This is a genomic window from Carboxylicivirga marina, assembly GCF_016612505.1.
Lineage (GTDB): Bacteria > Bacteroidota > Bacteroidia > Bacteroidales > Marinilabiliaceae > Carboxylicivirga > Carboxylicivirga marina.
Map to the genome: position 1 here is coordinate 49716 of NZ_JAENRR010000011.1, position 15090 is coordinate 64805.

Here is a 15090-nt window from a genome sequence, read left to right on the forward strand (position 1 = left end):
ATCACTTGATGAATACTTTCGCTATTTACCCATTAGGTAATGGATAAAAGCTATGGCTGCCTGCTTATCTGTTCTGGCCTTTTCCAATTCCAGATTGTATTTTAACAAGCGCCTTTCCATCCGTAAAATTTCCTCAAAACTTTTATTGGCGTAAGCATATTCTGTTTCCAATAATTTTAAGGATTTTCGAGCGATGGTCAGTTGCTTATCAAATAACTTAATTCGACGATGGGCATCACGATAATCTTTCCAGGAATTCTCAAATACGGTTTCCAGCACATTTACCTTATCTGCACGCTCATAATCCTTGGCAGTTTCCAGGTAAATGACTTCTTGAACCATGCTCTTATATTTATTTCGATACAGGGGAATGGTTAATCCTACCTTTGGGAATGCGATGGCATCCTTACCCGATAAATTATTATCACCTTTTCCAATTGAAATATAATCAATACCAAGGCTGAATGTTGGAGCTCCATGTTTTTTGGCCGCTTGCTTTTTAAATACCAGCGCACTCTTTTGCAAATCGATGCTTAAGAGTTGGTGATTCTTTAATTGAATAGAATCCAATACTGCCACCTTTGTGTACAGAATATCTGTCGACCACAACTCATCAGGAAAAGTGATAAGCCTCTTTTTATCTAAATTTAGAAGGTTATTGAATGAGACTTCCAACACCTCTTGCTTGTCCTTTAAGAGTGCCAGTTGATTTTCCAAATCGTTTATTTCCATCTCAATCCGGTACTGGTCAACCGCCGACACTAAGCCAGCTTCAACCTTTACAATAGCCAGCTTTTTAAAAGTATTGAGTATCTCTATGTTTTCCAGGGTGATAATAGTAGCCTTGTTATTGAAATACAGATTATACCAATTAGCCTTTACCTCATTAAATAGTTTCGACTTGTTTTCTTCAAATAATTCATACAAGGCTTTGGCTTCTTCTATACTGGTATTTTCCTTAGCCTTTAATGTTCCAAACCAGGGAAACATTTGTGTGGCTGACAGCCTGAACTCCTGAGGACCGTTTCTGGTCTCAACAGGTTGTATAAAATAGGCAAAGGCTAGTTGCGGATCAGGTAATGCGCCGACCTGTGGAGCCTTTTCGAGGGCAGCCAGGTATTTGTTGAATGAGGCTTTTAAAGCCGGATTATTCTCTGCGGCCTCTACCAAATAGTGATTGAGTTCATCCTGTGCATGACTCACACCTGACAAACCTAATAGCACAAATAATATATAAATCTTAATGCGTTTCATGTCTTATGCTTTTTCAGGGTTATTCTTCTTTATTTTCGCTTCCTGCCACATACTGTAAAGCACCGGAACAACAAACATGGTTAAAACCTCAATGGTCATACCACCAAATAGAGGAATGGCCATTGGTACCATTATATCAGACCCTTTTCCTGTGGATGTTAATACGGGTAATAGTGCGATAATTGTTGTCGCAGTGGTCATGATGGCAGGGCGTACTCTTTTTGAACCAGCTTCCAATACCAAAGCCCTGACTTCTTTAACGGTTTTTGGTTGTCGTTTGTCCTGTAGTTGTTTGATGTAAGTACTGATTAATACTCCATCATCAGTAGCTACACCAAACAGAGCAATAAACCCAACCCAAACCGCAACACTCAGGTTGATGGTGCTAACCTGAAATAGATTGCGTAAACTCATTTCGGCTATAGAACCATCCATAAACCAAGGCTGACCGTACAACCAAAGCATGATGAATCCACCCGATAATGCCACAATAATGCCTGAGAAAATCAAAGTGGTTGAAATAACCGACCTGAACTGGAAGAACAGTATCAGGAAGATGATAATTAAAGAAATTGGAATAACTATCATTAGGCGCTTGGTAGCACGTATCTGATTTTCATAGTTTCCGGTAAATTTATAACTCACCCCGGCAGGTAGAGAAAATTCACCACTATTCATTTTTTTCTTTAAGTATTCCTGGGCATTTTCAACCACATCGACTTCGGCATAACCTTCTTTTTTATCGAAAATCACATAGCCCACCAGGAAAGTATCCTCACTTTTTATCATCTGAGGGCCTCTGACATAATTTAGAGTGACCAATTCACCAAGAGGTATTTGAGCTCCGGAAGGTGTAGGAATTAAAATGCGTTTTAAATCCTCTGGATTATCCCTGAACTCACGGGCATAACGCAGTCGTACAGGAAAACGTTCACGTCCTTCAACGGTGGTAGTTAAGGGCATTCCTCCAATTGCACTTCCAATAACGGCTTGTAAATTCTGAACGGTCAATCCATATCGGGCGATGGCGTCTCGTTCAATTTCCATCTCCAAATACGGTTTACCTACCACACGGTCGGCAAAAACAGACATGCCTTGCACTCCATCAACCTGCTTTAATTGTTTTTCCAGCTCAAAGCCTACTTTTTCGATGCTTTCCAGGTCGGGACCATACACCTTAATACCCATTGGCGCACGCATACCTGTTTGTAACATTACCAAACGTGTGGAAATAGGTTGTAACTTTGGTGCGGATGTCAGACCCGGTATGCTACTTTTATCAAGAATAGCCTGCCAGATATCATCAGGTGATTTAATTTCATCGCGCCACTGCCTGAAATACTCCCCGTTTTTATCCTCCGTCAAATCCTCCTTATCAATCAAACGGAATGCTTCTTCCTTTGGATGGTAAGCAGAACCATCTTTTAATAAGAAGGCGCCTTCTTTATTGGTTTTAAAGCGCATGCGATGCCCTTTTTTATTCAGTATGTATTCTGGTTTATAGTTAATAACATTCTCATACATAGAAGTAGGAGCCGGGTCCAGTGCCGAATTCACACGTCCCCATTTACCAACCACCGTTTCAACTTCAGGTATGGAGTTAACCTGTTTATCCAGTATCCGAATGACTTCCAGGTTTTCTTCGATACCGGAATGCGGCATGGTCGTTGGCATTAACAAAAATGAGCCTTCATCCAATGATGGCATAAACTCCTTACCTATACCCGGTAGTTTTTTATCCAAATAAGCATATGAATCGGTGTCTTTAATAAACTGAGGCATAAAACCAAACAGCTTATTAAAACCTTGCCAGCTGGTCATTCCAAACAGTACAATAAAAATGGGTACAACCAAAAAAGTCCATTTATTATCTAAACACCAATTTAATATTCGGGAATAAAACACCACCACCATTGATAAACTGCCCAATACGGTTGTTATAATGGCTATTACAAATAGGAAATTGGCAAACAGGCTATTTTGCGCCCCAAGAGGCATCCAGGCCTTAGTGAGGAAAAATACAACTACAACGATAGTGATGGCTATATTAATCAGGTTTATCCATTTTTTCTGATGCTCTTTCCATCGATAGGCCAATAAACCATTAATGCCGTAAGCAGAAATAGCTAAAGCAATATAATTGCCTGAAACGATTGATAGAACAACTCCGGCAGCAATTAGTATAAAGTTACCTAATCGTTGATATCGCTTTTTATCAATCTTAATGGAAAAAATTAAGTGCGATAAGGTTGGGATTATAATAAGTCCGATGAGTAAAGCAGAAATCATCGTAAAGGTTTTTGTAAAGGCTAATGGCTTAAACAATTTTCCTTCGGCTGCTTCCATGGCAAACACAGGCAAGAAACTAATAATGGTGGTTGATAATGCAGTGATGACAGCTCCGGCCACTTCAATGGTTGCCTGGTATACGACATTTAACAGTTCCTTTCCACGCTTCCCTTTGTTTTCAGGCATCTCAATGTGCCGGATTATATTTTCGACAAAAACCACCCCCACATCAACCATCACACCTATGGCAATGGCAATACCTGAAAGGGCTACAATATTGGCATCAACCCCAAACTGTCGCATGGTGATAAAAGTGATTAATACACCGATTGGCAGTAAGCTGGAGATGAGAAACGAAGCTCGCAAATTAAAGACAAGGACGATTACTACAAGAATACTAATCAGCAATTCCAGCGAGATAGCTTCTTCCAATGTTCCCAGTGTTTCCTTAATTAATCCGGTACGGTCATAAAACGGCACAATGGTTACTTTGGAAACAGTACCATCAGCCAATGTTTTGGAAGGCAAGCCAGGTGCTATCTCAGCAATCTTGGCCTTCATATTTTCAATGGTCTGAAGTGGGTTGGCACCATAACGAGCAACCACAACTCCACCTACAGCTTCAGCACCTCCTTTATCCAGTCCACCTCGCCTTGTAGCCGGACCAAAATTTATCTTGGCCACATCCTTCAGGCGTATAGGCACGTTATCACGCACAGTTACAACACTTTTTTCAAGGTCTTCCAGGTTTTTAATGTAACCAATGGCACGTACCAAATACTCAGCTCTGTTAAACTCAATAGTGCGTGCTCCAATATCCAGATTACTGCTTTTAACAGCATTCATTATCTGCGCAATATTAACACCATGTGCCTTCATTGCATTGGGGTCTATATCAACTTGATATTCCTTTACAAAACCACCTATGGAAGCCACTTCGGCAACACCTTTGGCTGATGTTAATGAGTAGCGCACATAAAAATCTTGTATGGTTCGTAGTTCGTGAGGATCCCATCCTCCTGCAGGTTTTCCATCCTTATCCCGGCCTTCGAGAGTGTACCAATAGATTTGTCCTAAGGCAGTTGCATCAGGTCCTAAAGATGGAGATACGTCATCTGGTAATGTGCCACTTGGTAATGAATTTAGTTTTTCCAGGATGCGGGTTCTACTCCAGTAAAATTCCACATCCTCGTCAAAAATGATGTAAATACTAGATACACCAAATATAGAATTACTTCTTATGGTTTTAACACCAGGTATCCCCAATAAGGAGGTGGTTAATGGATATGAGATTTGATCTTCAATGTCCTGTGGTGAGCGTCCAGACCACTCGGTATATACGATTTGTTGATTTTCGCCGATATCTGGTATTGCATCAACAGGAACCGGGTCAGTAGGTAAAATACCAGTATCCCAGCCAAATGGAGAAGTTATTATTCCCCAACTAATAAAAACAAGCAATACTAAAAAAGTAACCAGCTTATTTTCTAGAAAAAAGCGAATGATAGAATTAAGCATATCAATTCATTTATGATTAAAATTCGAAATAAGTTATTGATTTGACACAAGTATCGCAATTAAAGTGCGTTAAGTCAATTAATAATCACATCGAAAAAATCACAAACGATACACTTGTATATTAGAAAGAAAGGCAAGAACCTTTTGGGGCGGCGGTGGATTAAGTCTCACTAATTCAAAATCCTGTTGCTCATTCTCATTGATAACAAAACTTTGAATAAATGGCAATAAAAGGTCTAATATAGCTTCTTGAAATTCTACATTATTTGTTTCAACTACAAAATCTTCATCCAGTTCAAAGTGTTCTGATTCATTATGACAACATTTTGAAGTTCCTATGTCATCACAGCAAGTCTTCAGTTCACTAAAAATTTTGACGTCAATCAAGCTGCCTCCACAATAATGTTTAGAAACAGTCATGCCTGTTGTGGAAATCAACAACACGCTTATCAATAGTATATGACTGATTTGTTTAAGCATAGTTTTTGTAAAGCTTTATACAAAGAAACAATAAAAGGTAGTAAAGGTTGAGTTAACTATTACCTTTAACAAATCATTAACCGTAATTTATAAGAACTATTTAGACAAGAATAGAAGAATGTGCGTTTGTTGAGACAATATTCTTATTTAGCATCAAATTGTTCTAAAAGTACTAGAGTTTTTTTGATTTAGTTTTCAGCCTGGTTTCTATTACAAATCTACTTTCGCTTGCTCTGCCTGACTCAGGTGTTTCCTTCCTGCTTTCATTTAAGTATATTGCATTGTTAGTTAGGTTTTTATTTGCTTAAATATCTACTGATAAAGTATTCATCCATTAAAAGTGACGATATGCCGATTTACATGGATAGACATGACCTACCGGGAGTAACAGCCAAAGATGTGGCTGAAGCACATCAGAAAGATTTAAAAATACAAGATGATTATGGTTGCCGTGCAATCACCTATTGGTTTGATGAAGAGAGACAAACGGCTTTTTGTTTAATTGAAGCACCGGATAAAGGGGCAGTAAAAGCAATGCACGAACATGCCCACGGTTTGGTTCCGCACCAGATTATTGAAGTGAACAACCAGGTAGTGGAATCTTTTCTTGGTAGAATTGAAGACCGTCAGGTTAAAGATACGAATGAGCCTTTTATACATAATGAATCGGCATTCAGGGTTATTTTAGCTACTAACTTAAAGTACTCAACTGCTATAAACCAGAGCTTGAATATAAAAGATACCATTTCCAGCCGCCGACGACATGAAGAAATTGTGAGACAAATAACTGTTAAGCATAATGGAAGAGAAGCAGTGCATAACGCCCAATGTGTTTTGTGTTCTTTTATTTCTGTTTCTCAAGCTGTAATGTGTGCCATCGAGATCAGGAACAGCTTCATCAGCTTAAATGAGAAACATTTCAATCCAATGGCCATCCAATTAGGTATCAGTGCGGGTAGCCCAATAACAGAAAACAATGATTTTTTTGGTCAGACGATACAGTTGGCCAAACACCTGTGTTATATGTCGAATAGCGATCAAATAACGCTGGCATCTACTGTCGTTAAACATTGCAGTAATGATAATTTACAGCGATTGGAGAAGGAAGGTGCAATAGTAATACTGAATGGTACGCAAGAAAACTTCATTGATCAGTTGCTTCTTATTATGGAGAAGTCATGGAAAATAGAGGGCTTCAGACTGGAAAATCTGGCGCAGGAAATAGGGGTTAGTAAATCTCAACTGTATCGTAAGCTAATCGCATTGACAGCATTATCACCGAACGATTTTGTCAAAGAGTTTCGACTGAATAAGGCAATGAGTTTACTTGATAAGCAAGAGCATAGTATTTCAGAGATAGCATATGAAACAGGTTTTAGTAGTCCGTCGTATTTTTCAAAATGTTTTAAAAAGCGATATGGTATTCTACCATCATTATATTACGATATCTAAACAGCAAAGATATTATCCGACCTGCTTGACCTAAAATTACCATTCTTTGAATTGAATTTGGTAATCCTTCATTTGTATTCTCTCATACCTTAGCAGAAATAAAAGCAGGTATCATGAAAAATTCCACAAATAGCATTAATCAGTTATCAATATTTGAATTAAAACTCGTTTTTGTGGAAGATTGATTCTTCCGGACAATACTGAGTATAATAAAAACAGGGAGGAGGAAGGAGCTTTAATAATCGTCATTGAAATTGTTAATCACAAAAACTAGATATTATGAAAATTGCAAAAGAAGATGTACCGGTTAAGATTGATACCCCGGTAGCAATAGCACGTCAAAAAACAGGCTTTGGTGATTCTACTGGTTATGGCCAGATTAGTGGTGAGTTTTTCACCCTTTCAGCTGGCACAGATATTTCGCCTCTCCTTGAAGGGCTGAAAGAAAATATGTGTCAAACCCCTCACTGGGGATATGTACTCGAAGGTAAGATAACAGTTCTTTTTTCAGACAATACGAGAGAAACCGTAACAACAGGTGATTTATTCTATTGGCCTCCTGGACATACGGTAATGGCTGGTGAAGATTCGAATTTTATCATGTTTAGCCCTCAGGATGAACACTGTGAAGTGATTGACCATATACTTGGTAAAATGGCTGTATCGTAACATATAGCTTTATGCACAGATTAATAATGCGAGTTAAAATACCGGAAAGTGGATACTGCCGATATTTTAACTCGCATTATCATTAGAAAACCTATTATGCTTTTTTCTTACTTTTACCTTTGCTTTTACCTTTAGCTTTCGGATGCTTATGGTTTGAAGCTTTATTTTTTGAGTTGTTTTTTAACTGATGAAACTCTTCTGAACCAGGTTTTATTCCAAGTTGCCTGGCAACATATCCCCATCCTTTATTTTTATGCATTTGATGCGTTTGAATGACACCATCAATAGATGTTTTAGACAACTTTGAAATTTCAAGTGCTAAGTATATTTCACCAGCTGCCATATTCAATTCACCATGCATGTAATCTAATTTCTTTTCAGATACATTATAGCTAATACTCAAATCGGTCTTAAAAGCGCCAAAATCCAGATTGGCACCTGCATTGATAGTGTTCAGATCAGATTCCAATTGTACACTCCCTGATTCAAATGAAATCTGAGCTGAAGAAATATGTGCCACGATAAAAAATAACAGGCTAATAATATATTTCATAAATATGTTCTTTTGATTATTTTGAGAAATTGAAACGACAATTAGTGTTTGGATATAAATACGTTAACTTATTATCTTTTAATATTCTTACTTTATTTACGTTTATCCTTTGTTTTGGTTATCTAAATTTCAAATTATTTGATGTATCTGGAAAACTTCTATACCAAGAGCTGTCATAAATTTATCGTGGGTTTGCTGAGACTTTTGAATGCAATAATATGGGACATGTGGTACTTTATAATACCTATCTATAAAAATTTCAATGTTTTTTTAAATGTCACAGCATCCAAATTTAACACCATCCGTAAAATGACCTATATCTATCGTTAGCTTTTCGCACTTTTTTCATAAACCACTAACTACCTCTAACAGAAAATAAAGAAAAAATAGTTGCTCTTATTTATTAATGTATCTTTGCAAACGGATTACTAATCTTTTAGTATCAATCATTCACTATCAATTTTGTTGATGTGCTCCAGAAGCAAAAAACATCTAATCAACGGACTTCATACTTATAGTTGAATTATCAGGAAACTAATCCAAACATCAGAGTACTAAAATTTAGTACGCTAGGTGCTTAACTGCGTTTAGTTTTTTTTGGTGATATCAATACATCCAATATGAATAGTGATTCAGACAATAATAGTGGTCAAAATCGCATAACTACAGCATTGCTTTTAGCGGCAGGTACCGGAAGCCGACTATATCCATTAACACAAAAAGCCCCCAAATGTCTTACCCTTGTAAATAACAAATCTATTCTTGACAGACTTATCTCGAATTTTAAAAGTCAGGGCTTTAAACGACTTGTAATAATTACCGGGCACCTAAAAGAATGTATCATGGATTACCTTGGTGATAAATCGGGAGATATCTCCATAGAATACATTCATAGTCCTTTATATAAAACAACCAATAATATATATTCGCTTTGGATGGCTCGAACTATTATAAATGAGCCTTTTGTGCTTTTTGAAAGCGATTTGGTATTAAACTCCGGTTTGCTCGATGAAATGGTTTACCCCGATAGAATGGCTATAGCACTAATGCAGCCATGGCTAAACGGGACAACGGTAACCATCGACAAGGATAATAGGGTTACTCAGTTTCAAAAAGGAAGCTCTGATTCCTATTCTGATATCCGATATAAAACAGTGAATATTTACAGTTTTTCCCTTCAGTCGTGGCAAGCAATCATTAAACAATTGAACCGATATATTTTAGCAGATAGGGTAAACTGTTATTACGAAACTGTTTTTTCTGAAATGGTTGATAATAATAGTCTTTCTTTCAATTCGGTTTCATTTGACCACAAACCATGGTACGAAATTGATACGATTAAAGATTTAGCTAAGGCGGAATTACTATTCTCGAAGCACGAAAAAAAGGTATTTATGCATGAAAATGTAATGGCATAAATGAAATAGGGAATATAGTAGTAATTAAGCTTAAAATACAATGAAAAATCATTATAACACTCAAGAAGAAAAATACGAATACATAGCAAAACAGCATGGTGGATATTATCGGCATGATTTTACCGACCATGCTTACTTGTATAATTTATATTTTCCGCCCAAGGAAGTCTTTACCCATTTAAAAGATAATATAAACAACCTTGTTTTGAATTATCCTATGGCGCAAGATGCCCTTGCCGAACTTATTGGGAGTATTATTATCCAACCTACAGAAAGAATTATTGTTGGCAACGGAGCCGCTGAGATTATAAAAATTCTTTCGGGAAGTTTAGCAAAGAAACTAATAGTACCAGTTCCCTCTTTTAACGAGTATGCAAATGCTGCACCTGAAGGTAGGGTGGTGGAATTTCCGCTGGATTTCCCTTCATTTCAGCTTGATGTTGATAAGTTTGCCGATGAGGCAATTAAAGTTGGTGCCGATATAGCTGTTGTAGTAACGCCCAACAACCCGACATCGATGCTGGTGCCAAAAGCCGATTTAATTCGCTTGGCGAAAAAGCTTGAACCAAGCAAGTGCATGCTTGTTGTAGATGAATCGTTTCTTGATTTTGCTGATAACAAAGAACAAATTAGTCTGGAGCAAGATATTGATAGATATCCGAATTTGGCTATTCTTAAAAGTATGAGTAAAGCCTATGGCATTTGCGGCTTAAGAATTGGATATATGTTAACGGCTAATCCTGAATTTGCTCAGGCAGTTCGTAATGGCATTCACATATGGAATATTAATGGCTTTGCTGAAGAATTTCTCAGAATTCTACCACAATATAAACAAGAGTTTGAGGCGAGCTGTGAAAAAGTAAAAGCAGATAGAGACTTGTTTTATAGTCAGCTAAGTGCAATTGATGGGATGACCGTTTTTAAACCCGATGCAAATTATATTTATTGTCGTTTGCCCGGTGATGCTTTAAACGGACCTGAGGTGGTAAAACGCTTGTTTATTAAGCACAATATTTACATAAAAGATAGTGCAGGAAAAACTCAACCCGATGCCGACCGATACCTTCGTATTGCCAGTAGAACTCAGGCGGAAAATATTAAGCTTATTACTGTATTAAAGGAGGTTATGTATGGATAGGGATAAACAAATAAGTGTATTTAGCTTTATTAAAGATTTGCCAAATGTTTGTTCTCTTTTAGGCTTATTTAGTGCTGTAATAGGAATTTATTTTGCCATACAAGGAAACTTTCCGGCAGCAATAATCGGCGTGCTATGGGCAGTGCTATTCGATTGGTTTGATGGTATTATTGCCCGAAACATGAAAGGAAGAACCAAGGTACAAGGCGAATTTGGCGCCCAGCTTGATTCAATGATTGATATTGTAAGCTTTGGTATTTTACCTGCTATCATCCTATTAAGTTATGGCAACTACAATATTTGGTTTTTACCTGGTGCTTTTGTAATTATTGCATCCAGCGCCATTCGTCTCACTTATTTCAATGTATACGGACTTATAGATAGTAAAACATACAAAGGTTTTCCGCTAGATAATAATGTGCTTATTTTGGCATTTGTATTTTTGTTTGAGGGCTTGTTTTCGCAAACTATTTTTTCTATTACAATTTATACGCTCTTGATGTTGCTTGCAGCTCTCAACTTATCTTCAATCGCAACACCTAAATTTGGAGGGAAATGGGTTTATGCTTTAGTTATTTATGTCATGACTCTTACATGTATTTATGGATGGTTTCTGTTGAACCAGGTATAGATAAGTAGTGTATTTCGTTCAGCATAAAAATGTTCTTTAATTAAATACTCTAAAGGTGTTCACTTTTCTTTCTAAATACCTCTATTGTCTGCATTTATTTTCATTACCAAATTTAAATCAGGAGCAACATTTATAATTTGTCGAATTAACCAAGAATTAAAGCCATATTCTGTTTTTACCATTTGCCACTGACTACAACGATATAGCGGAGGTTTAAAATTGATAAAGGCTCATACTTAATAGTAGTGGATGCTCAATGAAATTTACAAAAAGGAACGACAAGTTATTTGCTATCAATTTTGCATTAATTCGTCTTACCAGACGGGTTTCCCTTTTTTCATTGCCAAAAAGGGAAGGAAAAAGCTAGTCCCATTTATGCTTCCCCGCGCTCTAAGGGTTAATGAGTTTCACAAACAAAGTAGAACAAGCCTCTTTATTGTTCAACTAAATTAACCCTTATTCACTCCATCGCCCGCTCGCAAATGGAACAGGCCAACCCACTGTCGAAATTCCATTTCGATTAAGATGAATAGATATATGTAATTAGTATGCACTTGTGCGTTGGCCTGCCGGAAAGCGATGGCCAACGGCGGGGTGAAGTTTCAATTGTTATATATAATTCCAAGAAGAGGCTTGCCTTTGCCTTTGATAAAAGGCCTTACTTCGGTAGAATTATTAACAATTGAAACGAGCGGGCGGCTTTCTTTCCGGCTAGCCTTTTGTTTCTTTTGGGGCAATGCCAAAGAAAGAGTAAAGAGATTTCATGATTACTTCAGCGTAGCAACGATTAAACGTATTTCAATATTATAAATCTCACATGTCCCGATATTTAATAATACTAGTTTAGAATACGAAGCGTAAGCAATGCCAGGTTCATTTATTTTATATATTCTTTTATTCTACATACTGATCTGAAGATTCATTTAGTCCATAACTTTTTACCGTGACCCATGATAAACGGATTAAATACTTCTTTCATCCACTCCAACGAAACAACTTGTTTGTCGTCCCATTTTTCTTTGTTCAAGTGTAATCATCCATTATCAAACAGTGTGTAGATCTAAATACTGAACGCGGTTAGCGTGAAGACATTAGATTTTGCTGGGATTTATCGTGTTGCATTCGAGTCTTGGCTTATAAATCATTAACTTCACAAATCACTGAGATTGTCAACAAGCGATTTTGTAGATGTACATTAAATAGAGTCTGATGAATATTAATATAGCAGTACTAATTGATGGGGACAATATACCATCCGCCAATGTAAAGGAGATGATGGAGGAAATTGCAAAATATGGAAACCCTACCATTAAAAGAATATATGGCGACTGGACTAAACCTGATTTAAATAATTGGAAAAAGATATTACTGGAGAATGCAATTACTCCAATTCAGCAATATGCCTATACTTCGGGAAAGAATGCTACGGATTCGGCCATGATAATTGATGCCATGGATATCCTTTATTCTGAAAAAGTCAATGGATTCTGCTTAGTGTCAAGCGATAGTGATTTTACCAAATTAGCAACCAGATTAAGAGAAGCTGGCATGCAAGTAATTGGCATTGGGGAGAAAAAGACGCCAACCCCTTTTATAGTGGCATGTGATAAATTCATTTATATCGAAATTTTAAAAACCAGAGCTAAGGATAAAGAGTCTGAAGACGATAAAGATTCGGAGAAAGAACTATTTGATAAAATTTCCTCAAAGGAAATAAAACTAATTGCTGCAACAATTACAGATCTTTCTGATGATGAAGGGTGGGCATTTTTAGGTGATGTAGGAAGCTTATTGCAAAAAAAACGACCAAACTTTGATCCCAGAAATTACGGTTTTCAAAAATTAACTCCTTTGATTGACTCCATTGGCCGATTTGAGATTGAACAAAGAGACAGTCCAAATAGCAGGTATAAGTTGATTTATGTGAAAAATAAAGTAAAATATATCTCAAAGAAGTAAGCTGTGGAGTAATTATAAATACAAGCAAATAAACTATCAAGAGTGTGTAGTTTGAAATGACTATTTGCTAATCCCCATTTTGGTTACCTGCCCAAAAGTCATCTTTATTGGGACTCTTTACCATAGTAAGAAAATCCCAGACCTCATTTAAAATTTGACGCTCTTCACTCTTCTGCGGCTTAATGCCATCGAGGTATTGCACTTCAGCAACACTTTTGAAAAACTTATCAAAATCAGTATAATAGCCTTCAGTGTGTTTAAAACGAATAAAGACACTGGGGAAGCTTAGTTTAATCACAAACTCATATTCAGGAAAGAATAGCTTGTTTGTTCCCAGATAGTAATTTTTAAACTTTTCAGGAATCATATTTTCTTAGTTTTTTGATTAGGGGCTGTTACATGTTAGTAATGGTATTATGTGCCCCCTTGCAAAATTACCTGTTACCATTCATATGGCAAGGTAAAGTAAATTTGAATTCGCTGCCTTGCCCCAAATTACTTTCCACCCAAATTTTGCCTCCTTCAATTTCAATAAATTCTTTACAGAGTAGCAAACCTAAACCTGTTCCAGGCTCTTGTGCGGTACCATAGCTCGAGTGAATAGCTTCCTGCTTAAATATCTTACGCAAAGCATCTTCATGCAAACCTATTCCATTATCCTTCACTACAATTTCAATAAAATCATTCTTAGTTAGTGCGGTAACTTCAATAGTACCTTTGTTGTCAGTGAATTTTATAGCATTATTAATCAAGTTCCTGAAAACTGTGGCAATCATATGCCTATCTAAATAGGCAACAATATCCTTGTTGATAAAGTTATGAATGGTAATCTTTTTTTTATGAGCATTTAATTGCGCTGAATTGATGGCTTCGGTTAGAATGGGAGAGATGTTGATGCGTGACGGTTTAAATGGCATCTTATCGTTTTGAACATTTAACCATTCTGATAAGCTAATAAGTAATTCGTATGTTATTTTAGACGACCGGTATAACATTTTCAGGAAGCTTTCAATTTCCTCTAATGTATAACTCTGAAAGTCATTAATTAGCAACTCTACCAACCCTAAAATTCCATTAAAAGGGTTTCTTAGTTCATGTGCAATTATCCGATAGAATTTATCACGTGCTTTTATTAGCTCCTCAAGATCGTTTATTCTGCCATTAACAATTTCTTCAATTTTTCGCTGTTGTTCGTTGACAATTAGTTTTAGATCAGCATTTTGCTTTTCTAATTTTTGAATATAACCATCGGAGGAAAGACTTTTCATCGAATTGAGTTTAATCTCTGTTTCATTATGCTGGATAAATAAATTATTAAATCCGAGAGCTTGATAGTAGCACAAAAAAAACGTTTAAAAAGTTGCTGACTCTACCAACAAGTTAGCGAAAAAATAATGGAATTCTCACTAAACAACATATAATACAGGCTGCTAATTTTTAAACTCGTGCATTTCTCAATATAACACCTTCTCACTTTATAAAACTTAAAAACAAGAGACATGACACACTCCGATAGCAACTTATTAATGGTACATTTTGAGAGACTATTTTCTCCCATCCTACCTGCTTATTATTAGAGTATCCTATACAAACCTTCAAATAATAATTCAATTCTATAAAAGATGATATCGGGAACTTCCAGAACCAATGACTGTATAATGACTGATCATGTTTTTTTCAAAATATCGCACAAACATTTTTTGTTTCTTAATAGCTTATGGTTTATCCC

12 protein-coding genes are annotated in these 15090 nt (G+C 36.6%); 6 read left to right on the forward strand and 6 right to left on the reverse strand.

The window, feature by feature from the left end; all coding sequences use genetic code 11:
• Positions 1–21 precede the first annotated feature (21 nt).
• From JIV24_RS06665 to JIV24_RS06675, 3 genes are all read right to left on the reverse strand, one after another.
• A complete protein-coding gene (locus tag JIV24_RS06665) occupies positions 22–1254 on the reverse strand; it encodes a TolC family protein (RefSeq protein WP_200464248.1) in 1233 nt (410 codons plus the stop codon).
• Positions 1255–1257: 3 nt separating this feature from the next.
• Entirely contained in the window at positions 1258–5061 is a 3804-nt protein-coding gene (locus tag JIV24_RS06670; protein ID WP_200464249.1) for an efflux RND transporter permease subunit, read from the reverse strand.
• Between the two features lie 99 nt (positions 5062–5160).
• Positions 5161–5541, reverse strand: coding sequence for an HYC_CC_PP family protein (locus tag JIV24_RS06675; protein WP_200464250.1), 381 nt, complete (start codon positions 5539–5541; stop codon positions 5161–5163).
• Between the two features lie 348 nt (positions 5542–5889).
• Here JIV24_RS06675 and JIV24_RS06680 point away from each other — a divergent pair, with 348 nt between their 5' ends.
• Entirely contained in the window at positions 5890–6993 is a 1104-nt protein-coding gene (locus JIV24_RS06680) for a nickel-binding protein (protein ID WP_200464251.1), read from the forward strand.
• Positions 6994–7272: 279 nt separating this feature from the next.
• Positions 7273–7662, forward strand: coding sequence for a cupin domain-containing protein (locus JIV24_RS06685; RefSeq protein ID WP_200464252.1), 390 nt, complete (start codon positions 7273–7275; stop codon positions 7660–7662).
• 94 nt (positions 7663–7756) lie between these two features.
• Here the strand turns inward: JIV24_RS06685 and JIV24_RS06690 are convergent, their stop codons facing one another.
• Positions 7757–8215, reverse strand: coding sequence for a hypothetical protein (locus JIV24_RS06690; protein ID WP_200464253.1), 459 nt, complete (start codon positions 8213–8215; stop codon positions 7757–7759).
• A 620-nt stretch (positions 8216–8835) separates the two neighbouring features.
• On the opposite strand from JIV24_RS06690, the gene JIV24_RS06695 reads away from it, so the two are divergent.
• The 4 genes from JIV24_RS06695 to JIV24_RS06710 all read left to right on the forward strand — a co-directional run bounded on the left by JIV24_RS06695 (position 8836) and on the right by JIV24_RS06710 (position 13361).
• On the forward strand, positions 8836–9633 hold the full coding sequence (locus JIV24_RS06695) for a phosphocholine cytidylyltransferase family protein (protein ID WP_200464254.1): 798 nt from the start codon (positions 8836–8838) through the stop codon (positions 9631–9633).
• A 40-nt stretch (positions 9634–9673) separates the two neighbouring features.
• On the forward strand, positions 9674–10771 hold the full coding sequence (locus JIV24_RS06700) for a pyridoxal phosphate-dependent aminotransferase (protein WP_200464255.1): 1098 nt from the start codon (positions 9674–9676) through the stop codon (positions 10769–10771).
• Complete coding sequence (locus tag JIV24_RS06705) at positions 10764–11402, forward strand: CDP-alcohol phosphatidyltransferase family protein (protein WP_200464256.1); 639 nt, start codon at positions 10764–10766, stop codon at positions 11400–11402. Before JIV24_RS06700 ends, JIV24_RS06705 begins: the two co-directional genes overlap by 8 nt.
• Positions 11403–12611: 1209 nt before the next feature.
• Positions 12612–13361, forward strand: coding sequence for an NYN domain-containing protein (locus JIV24_RS06710; RefSeq protein WP_200464257.1), 750 nt, complete (start codon positions 12612–12614; stop codon positions 13359–13361).
• Positions 13362–13428: 67 nt separating this feature from the next.
• Here the strand turns inward: JIV24_RS06710 and JIV24_RS06715 are convergent, their stop codons facing one another.
• Positions 13429–13728 carry a hypothetical protein gene (locus JIV24_RS06715; RefSeq protein WP_200464258.1) on the reverse strand — a complete coding sequence of 100 codons (300 nt, stop codon included), beginning with the start codon at positions 13726–13728 and terminating at the stop codon, positions 13429–13431.
• A 67-nt stretch (positions 13729–13795) separates the two neighbouring features.
• On the reverse strand, positions 13796–14629 hold the full coding sequence (locus tag JIV24_RS06720) for a sensor histidine kinase (protein WP_200464259.1): 834 nt from the start codon (positions 14627–14629) through the stop codon (positions 13796–13798).
• Between the last annotated feature and the right edge of the window lie 461 nt (positions 14630–15090).